Origin of the sequence: Escherichia sp. TC-EC600-tetX4 (genome assembly GCF_019356055.1) — a bacterium.
GTDB lineage: Bacteria > Pseudomonadota > Gammaproteobacteria > Enterobacterales > Enterobacteriaceae.
This window is the reverse complement of the sequence record NZ_CP079924.1, coordinates 2,833,263-2,847,347: the sequence shown is the minus strand read 5'-3', so window position 1 is coordinate 2,847,347 and position 14,085 is coordinate 2,833,263. Positions and strand designations below refer to the sequence as shown.

Annotated in this window: 13 protein-coding genes; 10 read left to right on the top strand and 3 right to left on the bottom strand. The window is 53.3% G+C overall.

The features are described from left to right. The first annotated feature begins 403 nt into the window (after positions 1–403). From hyaA to appA, 10 genes are all read left to right on the top strand, one after another. Complete coding sequence (hyaA, locus tag KXD89_RS13925) at positions 404–1,522, top strand: hydrogenase 1 small subunit (protein ID WP_001058323.1); 1,119 nt, start codon at positions 404–406, stop codon at positions 1,520–1,522. Continuing rightward, the gene (gene hyaB, locus KXD89_RS13920) at positions 1,519–3,312 is read left to right on the top strand and encodes a Ni/Fe-hydrogenase large subunit (RefSeq protein ID WP_216685316.1); all 1,794 of its coding nucleotides are present in this window, start codon (positions 1,519–1,521) and stop codon (positions 3,310–3,312) included. Before hyaA ends, hyaB begins: the two co-directional genes overlap by 4 nt. An 18-nt stretch (positions 3,313–3,330) precedes the next feature. Further along, positions 3,331–4,038, top strand: a complete 708-nt coding sequence (gene hyaC, locus KXD89_RS13915; protein ID WP_001186424.1) for a Ni/Fe-hydrogenase b-type cytochrome subunit — start codon at positions 3,331–3,333, stop codon at positions 4,036–4,038. Beyond that, complete coding sequence (gene hyaD / locus KXD89_RS13910; RefSeq protein WP_000003671.1) at positions 4,035–4,622, top strand: hydrogenase 1 maturation protease; 588 nt, start codon at positions 4,035–4,037, stop codon at positions 4,620–4,622. The genes hyaC and hyaD overlap by 4 nt, the downstream gene beginning before the upstream one ends. Continuing rightward, entirely contained in the window at positions 4,619–5,017 is a 399-nt protein-coding gene (gene hyaE, locus KXD89_RS13905) for a hydrogenase-1 operon protein HyaE (RefSeq protein ID WP_000063978.1), read from the top strand. The genes hyaD and hyaE overlap by 4 nt, the downstream gene beginning before the upstream one ends. Then, positions 5,014–5,871: a hydrogenase expression/formation protein gene (locus KXD89_RS13900; RefSeq protein ID WP_216685317.1), complete on the top strand. Its 858-nt coding sequence runs from the start codon at positions 5,014–5,016 to the stop codon at positions 5,869–5,871. Before hyaE ends, KXD89_RS13900 begins: the two co-directional genes overlap by 4 nt. A 133-nt stretch (positions 5,872–6,004) precedes the next feature. After that, positions 6,005–7,549: a cytochrome bd-II oxidase subunit 1 gene (gene appC, locus KXD89_RS13895; protein ID WP_000263582.1), complete on the top strand. Its 1,545-nt coding sequence runs from the start codon at positions 6,005–6,007 to the stop codon at positions 7,547–7,549. A gap of 11 nt (positions 7,550–7,560) precedes the next feature. Next, positions 7,561–8,697 (top strand): cytochrome d ubiquinol oxidase subunit II, encoded by a 1,137-nt coding sequence (gene appB, locus KXD89_RS13890; RefSeq protein WP_000460803.1) that lies wholly within the window; start codon positions 7,561–7,563, stop codon positions 8,695–8,697. A 12-nt stretch (positions 8,698–8,709) separates the two neighbouring features. After that, positions 8,710–8,802 carry a cytochrome bd-II oxidase subunit CbdX gene (cbdX, locus tag KXD89_RS13885; RefSeq protein ID WP_000270305.1) on the top strand — a complete coding sequence of 31 codons (93 nt, stop codon included), beginning with the start codon at positions 8,710–8,712 and terminating at the stop codon, positions 8,800–8,802. A gap of 79 nt (positions 8,803–8,881) precedes the next feature. Beyond that, the gene (gene appA / locus KXD89_RS13880; protein ID WP_001300464.1) at positions 8,882–10,180 is read left to right on the top strand and encodes a bifunctional acid phosphatase/4-phytase; all 1,299 of its coding nucleotides are present in this window, start codon (positions 8,882–8,884) and stop codon (positions 10,178–10,180) included. A gap of 114 nt (positions 10,181–10,294) precedes the next feature. Here the strand turns inward: appA and etk are convergent, their stop codons facing one another. The 3 genes from etk to KXD89_RS13865 are packed head-to-tail and all read right to left on the bottom strand — an operon-like array spanning position 10,295 to position 14,068. Next, positions 10,295–12,475, bottom strand: a complete 2,181-nt coding sequence (gene etk / locus KXD89_RS13875) for a tyrosine-protein kinase (protein WP_000208650.1) — start codon at positions 12,473–12,475, stop codon at positions 10,295–10,297. A gap of 19 nt (positions 12,476–12,494) precedes the next feature. Beyond that, a complete protein-coding gene (gene etp / locus KXD89_RS13870) occupies positions 12,495–12,941 on the bottom strand; it encodes a protein-tyrosine-phosphatase Etp (RefSeq protein ID WP_000057871.1) in 447 nt (148 codons plus the stop codon). After that, the gene (locus tag KXD89_RS13865; RefSeq protein ID WP_001295357.1) at positions 12,929–14,068 is read right to left on the bottom strand and encodes a polysaccharide export protein; all 1,140 of its coding nucleotides are present in this window, start codon (positions 14,066–14,068) and stop codon (positions 12,929–12,931) included. The genes etp and KXD89_RS13865 overlap by 13 nt, the downstream gene beginning before the upstream one ends. Positions 14,069–14,085: the final 17 nt, after the last annotated feature.

The window sequence follows — 14,085 nt, the reverse complement described above, 5'->3', positions numbered from 1 at the left end:
CCCGATGCGGCGTGTAAACCCCTAATTTGTTTGTTTGCCTGAAAAACAGCCAAAAGTGCATTGATAGCGTGAAATAACAGCAGATTGATCATTTCATCACCATGAATTCCTTCTCTTTTACTCGTTTAGCAACCGGCTAAACATCCCCACCGCCCGGCCAAAAGAAAAATAGGTCCATTTTTATCGCTAAAAGATAAATCCACACAGTTTGTATTGTTTTGTGCAAAAGTTTCACTACGCTTTATTAACAATACTTTCTGGCGACGTGCGCCAGTGCAGAAGGATGAGCTTTCGTTTTCAGCATCTCACGTGAAGCGATGGTTTGCCTTGCTACAGGGACGTCGCTTGCCGACCATAAGCGCCCGGTGTCCTGCCGGTGTCGCAAGGAGGAGAGACGTGCGATATGAATAACGAGGAAACATTTTACCAGGCCATGCGGCGTCAGGGCGTTACCCGGCGCAGCTTTCTCAAATATTGTAGTCTGGCTGCCACGTCGCTGGGATTAGGCGCGGGAATGGCACCAAAGATTGCCTGGGCGCTGGAGAACAAACCGCGCATTCCGGTGGTATGGATCCACGGTCTGGAATGCACCTGCTGTACCGAATCTTTTATCCGCTCCGCTCACCCACTGGCGAAGGACGTCATCCTTTCCCTGATTTCCCTCGATTACGACGATACTTTGATGGCTGCCGCCGGAACCCAGGCGGAAGAAGTCTTTGAAGACATCATCACGCAATACAATGGCAAATATATCCTCGCAGTAGAAGGTAATCCGCCGCTGGGCGAGCAGGGGATGTTCTGTATCAGCAGCGGTCGACCGTTTATTGAGAAACTCAAACGTGCCGCTGCCGGAGCCAGCGCGATTATCGCCTGGGGAACCTGCGCGTCCTGGGGCTGCGTGCAGGCCGCGCGACCCAATCCGACGCAGGCAACGCCTATCGACAAAGTCATCACCGACAAACCCATTATCAAAGTACCTGGCTGCCCGCCGATCCCGGATGTGATGAGCGCCATCATTACTTACATGGTGACCTTTGATCGCTTGCCAGATGTCGACAGAATGGGCCGTCCGCTGATGTTCTATGGTCAGCGAATCCACGATAAATGCTATCGCCGCGCCCACTTCGACGCCGGAGAGTTCGTCCAGAGTTGGGATGATGACGCTGCCCGCAAAGGTTACTGCCTGTACAAAATGGGCTGCAAAGGGCCTACCACCTATAACGCCTGTTCCTCCACACGCTGGAATGATGGCGTTTCTTTCCCAATCCAGTCTGGTCACGGCTGCCTGGGCTGTGCGGAAAATGGTTTCTGGGATCGCGGTTCGTTCTACAGCCGCGTGGTCGATATTCCGCAAATGGGTACTCATTCCACCGCCGATACCGTCGGTTTAACCGCGCTTGGCGTGGTGGCAGCGGCTGTTGGTGTGCACGCAGTCGCCAGCGCCGTTGACCAGCGCAGACGTCATAACCAGCAACCTACAGAAACCGAACATCAGCCAGGCAATGAGGATAAACAGGCATGAGCACTCAGTACGAAACTCAGGGATACACCATCAATAATGCCGGACGCCGCCTGGTGGTCGACCCGATTACGCGCATCGAAGGCCACATGCGCTGCGAAGTGAATATTAACGATCAGAATGTGATCACCAATGCCGTCTCCTGCGGCACCATGTTTCGCGGGCTGGAGATCATCCTACAAGGGCGCGACCCGCGCGATGCGTGGGCGTTCGTTGAACGTATCTGCGGCGTCTGTACTGGCGTACACGCCCTGGCTTCGGTTTACGCCATCGAAGATGCTATCGGTATTAAAGTGCCGGACAACGCCAATATCATCCGCAACATTATGCTGGCAACGCTCTGGTGCCACGATCATCTGGTGCACTTCTATCAGCTTGCCGGGATGGACTGGATCGATGTGTTAGATGCGCTGAAAGCCGACCCGCGGAAAACCTCCGAACTGGCGCAAAGTCTCTCCTCTTGGCCGAAATCATCCCCTGGCTATTTCTTCGACGTACAAAACCGCCTGAAAAAATTTGTTGAAGGCGGGCAGTTGGGGATCTTCCGCAATGGCTACTGGGGGCACCCGCAGTACAAACTGCCGCCAGAAGCTAACCTGATGGGCTTTGCCCACTATCTCGAAGCTCTCGATTTCCAGCGTGAAATTGTCAAAATCCACGCGGTCTTTGGCGGTAAAAACCCGCATCCAAACTGGATTGTCGGCGGGATGCCTTGCGCCATCAACATTGACGAAAGCGGCGCGGTCGGGGCAGTCAATATGGAACGCCTGAACCTGGTGCAGTCAATTATCACCCGCACGGCGGACTTCATTAACAACGTGATGATCCCCGACGCCTTAGCCATCGGTCAGTTCAACAAACCGTGGAGCGAAATCGGCACTGGTCTTTCTGATAAATGCGTTCTCAGCTACGGCGCATTCCCGGATATTGCCAACGACTTTGGCGAGAAAAGTCTGCTGATGCCTGGCGGCGCGGTGATTAACGGCGACTTCAACAATGTGCTGCCAGTGAATTTGGTTGATCCGCAGCAGGTGCAGGAGTTTGTCGACCACGCCTGGTATCGATATCCCAACGATCAGGTCGGGCGTCATCCGTTCGATGGCATCACCGACCCGTGGTACAACCCCGGCGATGTCAAAGGCAGCGATACCAACATTCAGCAGCTGAATGAACAGGAACGCTACTCGTGGATCAAAGCGCCACGCTGGCGCGGTAACGCGATGGAAGTGGGGCCGCTGGCGCGCACGTTAATCGCTTATCACAAAGGCGATGCTGCGACCGTTGAGTCGGTCGATCGCATGATGTCGGCGTTGAACCTGCCGCTTTCCGGTATCCAGTCAACGTTAGGCCGCATTTTGTGCCGCGCGCACGAAGCGCAGTGGGCCGCAGGTAAGTTGCAGTATTTCTTCGACAAGCTGATGACCAACCTGAAAAACGGCAATCTCGCCACTGCTTCCACGGAAAAATGGGAACCTGCAACCTGGCCGACAGAGTGCCGTGGTGTCGGTTTTACCGAAGCGCCGCGCGGGGCGTTAGGCCACTGGGCCGCCATTCGCGATGGCAAGATTGATCTCTACCAGTGCGTGGTGCCGACCACCTGGAACGCCAGCCCGCGCGATCCCAAAGGGCAGATTGGCGCTTATGAAGCGGCGCTGATGAACACCAAAATGGCGATCCCCGAGCAACCGCTGGAGATCCTGCGTACTCTGCACAGCTTTGACCCGTGCCTCGCCTGTTCAACACACGTGCTGGGCGACGACGGTAGCGAGCTGATCTCCGTGCAGGTGCGTTAACAGCGAAGGAGAATCATCATGCAACAGAAAAGCGACAACGTTGTCAGCCACTATGTCTTTGAAGCGCCAGTGCGCATCTGGCACTGGTTGACGGTGTTATGCATGGCGGTGTTGATGGTCACCGGATACTTTATCGGCAAGCCGCTACCTTCCGTCAGCGGCGAGGCGACGTATCTGTTCTATATGGGCTACATCAGGTTAATTCACTTCAGCGCCGGGATGGTTTTTACCGTGGTTTTGCTGATGCGGATCTACTGGGCTTTTGTTGGCAATCGATACTCCCGCGAGCTGTTTATCGTGCCGGTATGGCGTAAAAGCTGGTGGCAGGGCGTGTGGTATGAAATCCGCTGGTATCTGTTTCTGGCAAAACGTCCGAGTGCCGATATAGGCCATAATCCCATCGCCCAGGCGGCGATGTTCGGCTATTTCCTGATGTCGGTCTTTATGATCATCACTGGTTTTGCGCTGTACAGCGAACACAGCCAGTACGCTATTTTTGCGCCGTTCCGTTATGTGGTGGAATTTTTCTACTGGACGGGTGGCAACTCAATGGACATTCACAGCTGGCATCGGCTGGGGATGTGGCTGATTGGCGCGTTTGTGATCGGTCATGTCTACATGGCGCTGCGTGAAGACATCATGTCCGACGACACGGTGATCTCCACCATGGTCAACGGCTACCGTAGCCACAAATTTGGCAAAATAAGTAACAAGGAGCGTTCATGAGCGAGCAACGCGTGGTGGTCATGGGGCTGGGCAACCTGCTGTGGGCCGATGAAGGCTTCGGCGTGCGGGTGGCGGAACGGCTGTATGCCCATTACCACTGGCCCGAGTATGTGGAGATTGTCGATGGCGGTACTCAGGGACTGAACTTGCTGGGGTATGTCGAAAGCGCCAGCCATCTGTTGATTCTCGATGCCATTGACTACGGGCTGGAACCTGGAACGCTGCGAACCTATGCCGGAGAACGCATTCCGGCTTATCTCAGCGCGAAGAAAATGAGCCTGCATCAGAACAGTTTCTCCGAAGTGTTGGCGCTGGCGGATATCCGCGGACATCTGCCAGCACATATTGCCCTCGTCGGTCTGCAACCCGCAATGCTCGACGACTACGGCGGTAGCCTGAGCGAACTGGCACGGGAGCAACTGCCCGCTGCGGAACAGGCGGCGCTGGCGCAGCTTGCTGCGTGGGGAATTGTGCCGCAACCGGCTAATGAATCGCGCTGTCTCAATTATGACTGTCTGTCGATGGAAAATTACGAAGGCGTTCGCTTGCGCCAGTACCGGATGACACAGGAGGAGCAGGGATGAGCAACGACACGCCATTTGATGCGTTGTGGCAACGAATGCTGGCGCGCGGCTGGACGCCAGTCAGTGAATCCCGTCTTGACGACTGGCTTACGCAAGCGCCAGACGGCGTGGTGTTATTAAGCAGTGACCCGAAACGCACGCCAGAGGTCAGCGATAATCCGGTAATGATTGGCGAATTACTGCGCGAGTTTCCCGACTATACATGGCAGGTGGCGATTGCTGACCTTGAGCAGAGCGAAGCCATCGGCGATCGCTTTGGCGTCTTTCGCTTTCCTGCCACTTTAGTGTTTACCGGCGGAAACTATCGCGGCGTGCTGAATGGTATTCACCCGTGGGCGGAACTGATAAACCTGATGCGCGGGCTTGTCGAACCGCAGCAGGAGCGTGCCTCATGAGCGAAACTTTTTTCCATCTGCTGGGGCCAGGAACGCAACCGAACGATGACAGTTTCAGCATGAATCCACTGCCGATCACCTGTCAGGTGAATGATGAACCGAGTATGGCGGCCCTGGAGCAATGTGCTCACAGCCCGCAGGTGATTGCGCTGTTAAACGAGTTACAACATCAACTAAGCGAACGCCAACCGCCGTTGGGCGAGGTGCTGGCAGTCGATCTGTTAAATCTCAACGCCGACGATCGTCACTTTATCAATACGCTTCTCGGGGAAGGGGAAGTGTCAGTGCGCATTCAGCAGGCTGACGACAGTGAAAGTGAAATACAGGAGGCGATCTTCTGCGGATTATGGCGGGTGCGCAGACGTCGCGGCGAAAAGTTGCTGGAGGACAAACTGGAGGCTGGCTGCACGCCGCTGGCGTTGTGGCAGGCGGCAACGCAAAATCTCTTGCCGACAGATTCGCTGTTACCGCCGCCCATTGATGGCCTGATGAATGGCCTACCGTTGGCGCATGAGTTACTGGCACATGTACGTAACCCCGACGCGCAGCCGCACAGCATTAATCTGACGCAATTACCCATCAGCGAGGCTGATCGGCTTTTTCTCTCACGTCTCTGTGGGCCGGGAAATATTCAGATTCGTACCATTGGCTATGGCGAGAGCTATATCAACGCCACGGGGTTACGCCATGTCTGGCATTTACGCTGTACGGACACCTTAAAAGGCCCGTTACTGGAAAGTTATGAAATCTGCCCAATACCGGAAGTGGTGCTGGCAGCGCCAGAAGATTTGGTCGACTCTGCGCAGCGGCTTAGCGAGGTATGTCAGTGGCTGGCGGAAGCTGCACCGACGTAAAAAGACGGTAAGTATCGCTTTCAGTCTTATGAATATCGCAATCGGCGAATACCTCTGGTCGTAGAGTTTCAGGATAAAGAGGGAGATCTACCATTATCGGGTTATTTTTCTCTCTTCGCCTACAGGAGTGCGCATGTGGGATGTCATTGATTTATCGCGCTGGCAGTTTGCTCTGACCGCGCTGTATCACTTTTTATTTGTACCCCTTACCCTGGGGCTGATTTTTTTGCTGGCTATTATGGAAACCATTTACGTGGTCACCGGCAAAACAATCTACCGCGATATGACGCGCTTCTGGGGTAAGCTCTTCGGTATCAATTTTGCTCTTGGCGTGGCTACCGGCCTGACCATGGAGTTTCAGTTTGGTACTAACTGGTCATTCTATTCCAACTATGTGGGCGATATTTTTGGCGCACCGCTGGCGATGGAAGCATTAATGGCCTTCTTCCTCGAATCCACCTTTGTCGGGCTGTTCTTCTTCGGCTGGCAACGGCTGAATAAATACCAGCACCTGCTGGTGACGTGGCTGGTGGCGTTCGGTTCAAATCTCTCTGCGTTGTGGATATTGAATGCCAACGGTTGGATGCAATACCCGACCGGTGCGCATTTTGATATCGACACCCTGCGTATGGAGATGACCAGCTTCAGCGAGCTGGTCTTTAATCCGGTCAGCCAGGTGAAATTTGTGCACACCGTAATGGCGGGCTACGTGACCGGGGCCATGTTTATTATGGCGATCAGCGCCTGGTATTTACTGCGCGGACGGGAGCGCAATGTCGCATTACGCTCGTTTGCCATCGGTTCCGTCTTCGGTACTCTGGCGATTATCGGTACCCTGCAACTCGGAGACAGTTCTGCGTATGAAGTCGCGCAAGTACAACCGGTAAAACTGGCGGCGATGGAAGGGGAGTGGCAAACGGAACCTGCACCTGCACCGTTCCATGTGGTTGCCTGGCCGGAACAGGATCAAGAGCGTAACGCCTTTGCCCTCAAAATTCCCGCGCTGCTAGGGATCCTCGCCACTCACTCATTAGATAAACCCGTGCCGGGTCTGAAGAATTTGATGGCTGAAACCTACCCACGCTTGCAACGCGGACGTATGGCCTGGCTGTTAATGCAGGAAATATCGCAAGGCAATCGTGAGCCGCATGTGTTGCAGGCATTCCGGGGACTGGAAGGTGACCTGGGCTACGGCATGTTGCTCTCCCGCTATGCGCCGGATATGAATCATGTCACAGCCGCACAGTACCAGGCGGCGATGCGTGGCGCGATACCTCAGGTTGCGCCGGTATTCTGGAGTTTCCGCATCATGGTGGGCTGTGGTTCCCTGCTGCTACTGGTGATGCTGATTGCGCTTGTCCAGACGCTGCGTGGCAAAATCGACCAGCATCGCTGGGTGCTGAAAATGGCGCTCTGGAGTTTGCCGTTGCCGTGGATTGCGATTGAAGCCGGGTGGTTTATGACCGAGTTTGGTCGTCAGCCGTGGGCGATACAGGACATCTTACCGACATACTCCGCGCACTCCGCTTTAACCACAGGACAACTGGCTTTCTCACTGATCATGATCGTAGGGCTTTACACCCTGTTCTTAATCGCCGAAGTCTACCTGATGCAGAAATATGCCCGTCTGGGGCCGAGCGCGATGCAGAGTGAACAACCGACGCAGCAACAGGGGTAAAGGAGAAAATCATGTTTGATTATGAAACATTGCGCTTCATCTGGTGGCTGCTGATTGGCGTGATCCTGGTGGTCTTTATGATCTCCGACGGATTTGACATGGGGATCGGCTGTCTGCTGCCGCTGGTGGCGCGTAATGATGATGAACGCCGGATAGTGATAAACAGCGTTGGTGCACACTGGGAAGGCAACCAGGTCTGGTTGATCCTCGCTGGTGGGGCATTATTTGCCGCCTGGCCCAGAGTGTATGCAGCGGCGTTTTCCGGCTTTTATGTGGCGATGATCCTGGTGCTGTGCTCACTGTTCTTCCGCCCGCTGGCCTTTGATTATCGCGGAAAAATCGCCGATGCACGCTGGCGTAAAATGTGGGACGCCGGTCTGGTCATCGGCAGTCTGGTGCCGCCGGTAGTCTTCGGTATCGCCTTCGGCAACTTGTTGCTCGGCGTGCCGTTTGCCTTCACACCGCAATTACGCGTGGAGTATCTCGGCAGCTTCTGGCAACTGCTGACGCCATTCCCTTTATTGTGCGGATTGCTCAGCCTTGGGATGGTGATTTTGCAAGGTGGCGTCTGGTTACAACTGAAAACTGTTGGTGTGATTCATCTGCGTTCACAGCTGGCGACCAAACGCGCTGCACTGTTGGTGATGCTGTGCTTTTTGCTGGCGGGTTACTGGCTGTGGGTCGGTATTGATGGCTTTGTACTGCTCGCCCAGGATGCTAACGGTCCTTCCAATCCGTTAATGAAACTGGTGGCAGTGCTACCTGGTGCCTGGATGAATAATTTTGTCGAGTCGCCCGTTTTGTGGATCTTCCCGCTGCTGGGATTCTTCTGCCCATTGCTGACGGTGATGGCGATTTATCGTGGTCGCCCGGGTTGGGGATTTTTGATGGCATCATTGATGCAATTTGGCGTGATTTTCACGGCAGGCATCACGCTGTTCCCCTTTGTCATGCCGTCAAGCGTGAGTCCGATCTCCAGCCTGACGTTGTGGGACAGTACTTCCAGTCAGCTGACGCTGAGCATTATGTTGGTAATCGTGCTGATATTTTTGCCCATTGTGTTGCTCTACACTCTCTGGAGCTACTACAAAATGTGGGGGCGCATGACAACAGAAACTCTCCGCCGTAACGAAAACGAGTTGTACTAAGGAGCAGAAACAATGTGGTATTTACTTTGGTTCGTCGGCATTTTGTTGATGTGTTCGCTCTCCACCCTTGTGTTGGTATGGCTGGACCCGCGTCTGAAAAGTTAACGAACGTAGGCCTGATGCGGCGCATTAGCATCGCATCAGGCAATCAATAATGTCAGATATGAAAAGCGGAAACATATCGATGAAAGCGATCTTAATCCCATTTTTATCTCTTCTGATTCCGTTAACCCCGCAATCTGCATTCGCTCAGAGTGAGCCGGAGCTGAAGCTGGAAAGTGTGGTGATTGTCAGTCGTCATGGTGTGCGTGCTCCAACCAAGGCCACGCAACTGATGCAGGATGTCACCCCAGACGCATGGCCAACCTGGCCGGTAAAACTGGGTTGGCTGACACCGCGCGGTGGTGAGCTAATCGCCTATCTCGGACATTACCAACGCCAGCGTCTGGTAGCCGACGGATTGCTGGCGAAAAAGGGCTGCCCGCAGTCTGGTCAGGTCGCGATTATTGCTGATGTCGACGAGCGTACCCGTAAAACAGGCGAAGCCTTCGCCGCCGGGCTGGCACCTGACTGTGCAATAACCGTACATACCCAGGCAGATACGTCCAGTCCCGATCCGTTATTTAATCCTCTAAAAACTGGCGTTTGCCAACTGGATAACGCGAACGTGACTGACGCGATCCTCAGCAGGGCAGGAGGGTCAATTGCTGACTTTACCGGGCATCGGCAAACGGCGTTTCGCGAACTGGAACGGGTGCTTAATTTTCCGCAATCAAACTTGTGCCTTAAACGTGAGAAACAGGACGAAAGCTGTTCATTAACGCAGGCATTACCATCGGAACTCAAGGTGAGCGCCGACAATGTCTCATTAACCGGTGCGGTAAGCCTCGCATCAATGCTGACGGAGATATTTCTCCTGCAACAAGCACAGGGAATGCCGGAGCCGGGGTGGGGAAGGATCACCGATTCACACCAGTGGAACACCTTGCTAAGTTTGCATAACGCGCAATTTTATTTGCTACAACGCACGCCAGAGGTTGCCCGCAGCCGCGCCACCCCGTTATTAGATTTGATCAAGACAGCGTTGACGCCCCATCCACCGCAAAAACAGGCGTATGGTGTGACATTACCCACTTCAGTGCTGTTTATCGCCGGACACGATACTAATCTGGCAAATCTCGGCGGCGCACTGGAGCTCAACTGGACGCTTCCCGGTCAGCCGGATAACACGCCGCCAGGTGGTGAACTGGTGTTTGAACGCTGGCGTCGGCTAAGCGATAACAGCCAGTGGATTCAGGTTTCGCTGGTCTTCCAGACTTTACAGCAGATGCGTGATAAAACGCCGCTGTCATTAAATACGCCGCCCGGAGAGGTGAAACTGACCCTGGCAGGATGTGAAGAGCGAAATGCGCAGGGCATGTGTTCGTTGGCAGGTTTTACGCAAATCGTGAATGAAGCACGCATACCGGCGTGCAGTTTGTAATGCATAAAAAAGAGCATTCAGTTACCTGAATGCTCTGAGGCTGATGACAAACGAAGAACTGTCTAATGCGTAGACCGGAAAAGGCGTTCACGCCGCATCCGGCCACTTTCAGTTTTACTCTTTCTCGGAGTAACTATAACCGTAATAGTTATAGCCGTAACTGTAAGCGGTGCTGGCGCGTTTAATCACACCATTGAGGATAGCGCCTTTAATATTGACGCCTGCCTGTTCCAGACGCTGCATTGACAAACTCACCTCTTTGGCGGTGTTCAAGCCAAAACGCGCAACCAGCAGGCTGGTGCCAACAGAACGCCCCACGACCGCGGCATCACTCACCGCCAGCATCGGCGGCGTATCGACAATCACCAGATCGTAATGGTCGTTCGCCCATTCCAGTAATTGACGCATCCGATCGCGCATCAGCAGTTCAGACGGGTTAGGTGGCACCTGACCGCGAGTAATCACATCAAAGCCTCCTTTGCCAAAATGCTGGATCACTTTGTTGAGCTCATCTTTACCTGCCAGATATTCCGACAAGCCATGTTCATTACTCACGGTAAACAGGTTATGCGAATAACCACGGCGTAAGTCGGCATCAATAAATAACACTTTTTGATCGGACTGGGCGATCACCGCTGCCAGAGTTGAACTGACAAACGTTTTACCACTGTCTGGCGTCGCACCGGTGATCATTAGAATGTTATTCTCCGTCTCCATCATAGCGAAATGCAGACTGGTTCGTAGCGCACGTACGGCTTCCACAGCAGAATCCGCCGGGTTATCCACCGCCAGGAAGGGGATATTTTTAGTACGATGGCGCTGCTGATTAGAAAATAAATTTTTCTTACGCAGACGGGTGCGTTTATCCAGCCACTCGGACATTGGGATAGTGGCATAAACGCTGATGCCGTGCTCTTCCAGTTGTTCCGGGGCTTCTACACCACGACGCAACATCGCACGCGCCAGCACGGCACCCACAGAAATAAACAGGCCAAGAATAAAACCAAGCACCACGTTCAACGCTTTTTTCGGTTTCACTGGCTGCGGCTGAGTGACTGCCGGGTCGATAATCCGCACGTTACCAATGGCACTGGATTTCGAAATACTCAACTCCTGCTGGCGGTTAAGTAATTGCAGATATACCGCACGGCCCGCTTCTACGTCACGACTTAAACGCAACACTTCCTGTTGGGTGGAAGGCATTGCCGATACCCGCTTATTCAGGCGTTTGCGTTCTTGCTCCAGCGTCTGGCGTTTTTCCAGCAGCGCACGATAAGTTGGGTGATCTTTCTTATACAGCTGGGAGATCTCTGCCTCGCGGAAGGTCAGCTCATTGAGTTGATTATCAACGTTCACAATCTGCTCAAGAACGGCTTTGGCTTCCAGGTTAAGGTCAACCGAATCGCGCTGCTGGCGATAAACGTTGAGTTTTTCTTCCGCTTGGTCCAGCTCGCTGCGCACTTCAGGTAACTGGCGCTGTAAGAATTCAAGGCTTTGTGAATCCTGCGCCGCCTGGCGAGCGATATTCTGTTGCAAATAGTTGTTAGCGATGCTGTTCAGAATACGAGTAATCAACTGGGGATCATCACCAGTCATGGTAAGTTCCAGCATCCCGCTTTCTTTACTGCGTTCGCTAACGGTAAAGGTTTCCTGCAATGCGTTAATCGCTTCCAGTTCGGTACGCTGGCTCAGGACAAACTGTGTTCCTGGTTTGGCCTTAATGTCCGCGATAGTCAGCGCAACGCCATCTTTTTCCAGACGCTGGCCGACCATACCATTGACGGTGAACTCTTCACCTTCCAGTGTATAGTGGCCGTTTTCCCCAACCGTGAGTGTCAGTTGCTGATCCTGACCATTCAGTTGTGGAATATGCATCCAGCTGATCGCCAGCTCACCTGGTTTTTCTTTGGTTAATCTCGCCCAGCCGCGACCCACAATCGGAAAATACTTCTGCTCAACTATGTCGCGCAGATTCAGTTCAGCAATGGTTTTACCGAGAATCATGCGCGATTGCAGCAGTTGGATCTCCGGTGCAGACTCGGGCGATGAGTTAGGGATCATATCGCTCAGGCCGCTGAGAATGGCGTTGCCCTGTTTTTGCTCAACCTGGACCAGAGTATCTGCCTGATAAATTGGTGTGCTTAACAGCGAGTAAGCGACAGCGATCAGCGTGAATAACGCGGTCACGCTGATAATAAACTTACGGTGATCCCATAACTCGCCGACCAGACGAAGCAGATCGATCTCATTTTCCTGAGTGCTGCCTGGTGGCGTATTCATATTTTTAGTTGTCATCGTATTTTATAAACTCAAATTACCGGCTGAGGCGCTTCGCCCATTCCTGACTGGCGCGCTCCAACATACCGTAGACATGTTCAAATGCGTCCTGACTTTTACGATAGGGATCCGGGATCTCTTTCTGTTCCAGCCATTGCCCAAACAGCATTGTCTTCCCGCGGACCTCGGGAGCAATTGCGGTAACCTGAGCAATATGTTCCGACTCCATTGCCAGAATCAGATCGTAATTTCGTGCCATCTCAGCAGTGAGCTTACGTCCGGCATGTCCTTCAAGAGATACGCCATGATTAGCGGCAACATCTGCCGCTGTCGCATCTGCAGGGTGTTTTACCAGACCATGAACACCTGCCGATTTGACTTTTACGCCCGGCAGACGTTTACGCAGCAAGCGCTCGCCAATGGGCGAACGGCAAATGTTGCCGGTACAAACCACCAGGATTGAGTTAAATTTTAGTTGGGCCATGTTTGAATCCACCGTGAAGTCTCTGTCAGGTCATGCACCCCGGAAATCGTCGGTACCAGCAGAGAAATCACACGGTTCCAACGAGCCAGCGGCGCGGTAGTGACATAAACAATGTCGTAAGGTTCAAGCTGGAATTCCGTTCCGAGTATCATTGCCGATGCGTCCTTCGCATTCAGCTGATAAATATTGGCGATTTTGCCATTCTGCTTGTTTTGCGTTGCACGAATAACAAAAATCCCCGTCGCATCAGCGACATCCTGATTCATACCCTCAGCGTTACCCAGCGCTTCCGCCAGGGTCATACCGCTGCGGTCCATTTTCAGCGTGCTCTGTTTACCCACTTCACCCATCACGAAGACTTTCAGATCATCGTTGCGCGGAATAAATAAAATATCGCCCGGGTGCAGCAGTTTGTTCTGGCGCAAGTCGCCACGCTGCATCAGCGCATAGAGGTTCACTTTGGTCTTTACGCCATTCTGGGTGAGCACCACGTTGCGCCAGTCTGCATCTGCGGTCAGACCGCCCGCGGCGTTAATCGCATCCATGATGGTCAGAGGAATATTGGTAATCGGCTGCTGACCCGATTTGCTGACTTCGCCGGTGACGTACGCTTTTTGCGATCGGAACGCCGCGACGCTGACATCGACTTGCGGGCTTTCAATGACTGAATCGAGACGCGCTGTAATCTCGTTGCGTACCTGGGTAAGTGTTTTCCCGGCCACTTTCAGGCGACCAATATAGGGGTAGAAAATCGCACCATCGGCGTTAACCCAGTTGCCGGTATCACTGGCGCTACGGTATTGCCCTGCGGGGGTGGTTAGTTCCGGGTGATCCCAGACCGTAACCATCAACACATCACCAATCCCGATACGATATTCATAGTTTGCGATTTGCTGCTCCAGCTCCGGGTTAGCCTGCGACATAATCGGTTTGGCGCGCAACTGATCAATCAATCCTGGCGTGACGGGATAGATATTGACCATTTTGTCCAGGTCATACTGATTGTCAGGTAGTTCAATGACATCCTTGTTACTGGTCGATAAATTCTGACCAGGAACAAGGGTACATGCTGTCAAAGACAGAACAGCCAATGTCAGTACCGAAAACTTAAAAATGTTCTTTTTCATTGGTTTATATTTATCAG

Excerpts from the sequence above, each read along its gene's own strand:
- hyaD (WP_000003671.1), top strand. The coding sequence starts at position 4,035 with ATGAGCGAGCAACGCGTGGTGGTCATGGGGCTGGGCAACCTGCTGTGG.
- hyaB (WP_216685316.1), top strand. The coding sequence starts at position 1,519 with ATGAGCACTCAGTACGAAACTCAGGGATACACCATCAATAATGCCGGA.
- hyaC (WP_001186424.1), top strand. The coding sequence starts at position 3,331 with ATGCAACAGAAAAGCGACAACGTTGTCAGCCACTATGTCTTTGAAGCG.
- KXD89_RS13900 (WP_216685317.1), top strand. The coding sequence starts at position 5,014 with ATGAGCGAAACTTTTTTCCATCTGCTGGGGCCAGGAACGCAACCGAAC.
- appC (WP_000263582.1), top strand. The coding sequence starts at position 6,005 with ATGTGGGATGTCATTGATTTATCGCGCTGGCAGTTTGCTCTGACCGCG.
- appB (WP_000460803.1), top strand. The coding sequence starts at position 7,561 with ATGTTTGATTATGAAACATTGCGCTTCATCTGGTGGCTGCTGATTGGC.
- appA (WP_001300464.1), top strand. The coding sequence starts at position 8,882 with ATGAAAGCGATCTTAATCCCATTTTTATCTCTTCTGATTCCGTTAACC.
- hyaA (WP_001058323.1), top strand. The coding sequence starts at position 404 with ATGAATAACGAGGAAACATTTTACCAGGCCATGCGGCGTCAGGGCGTT.
- etk (WP_000208650.1), bottom strand. The coding sequence starts at position 12,475 with ATGACAACTAAAAATATGAATACGCCACCAGGCAGCACTCAGGAAAAT.
- KXD89_RS13865 (WP_001295357.1), bottom strand. The coding sequence starts at position 14,068 with ATGAAAAAGAACATTTTTAAGTTTTCGGTACTGACATTGGCTGTTCTG.
- etp (WP_000057871.1), bottom strand. The coding sequence starts at position 12,941 with ATGGCCCAACTAAAATTTAACTCAATCCTGGTGGTTTGTACCGGCAAC.
- hyaE (WP_000063978.1), top strand. The coding sequence starts at position 4,619 with ATGAGCAACGACACGCCATTTGATGCGTTGTGGCAACGAATGCTGGCG.
- cbdX (WP_000270305.1), top strand. The coding sequence starts at position 8,710 with ATGTGGTATTTACTTTGGTTCGTCGGCATTTTGTTGATGTGTTCGCTC.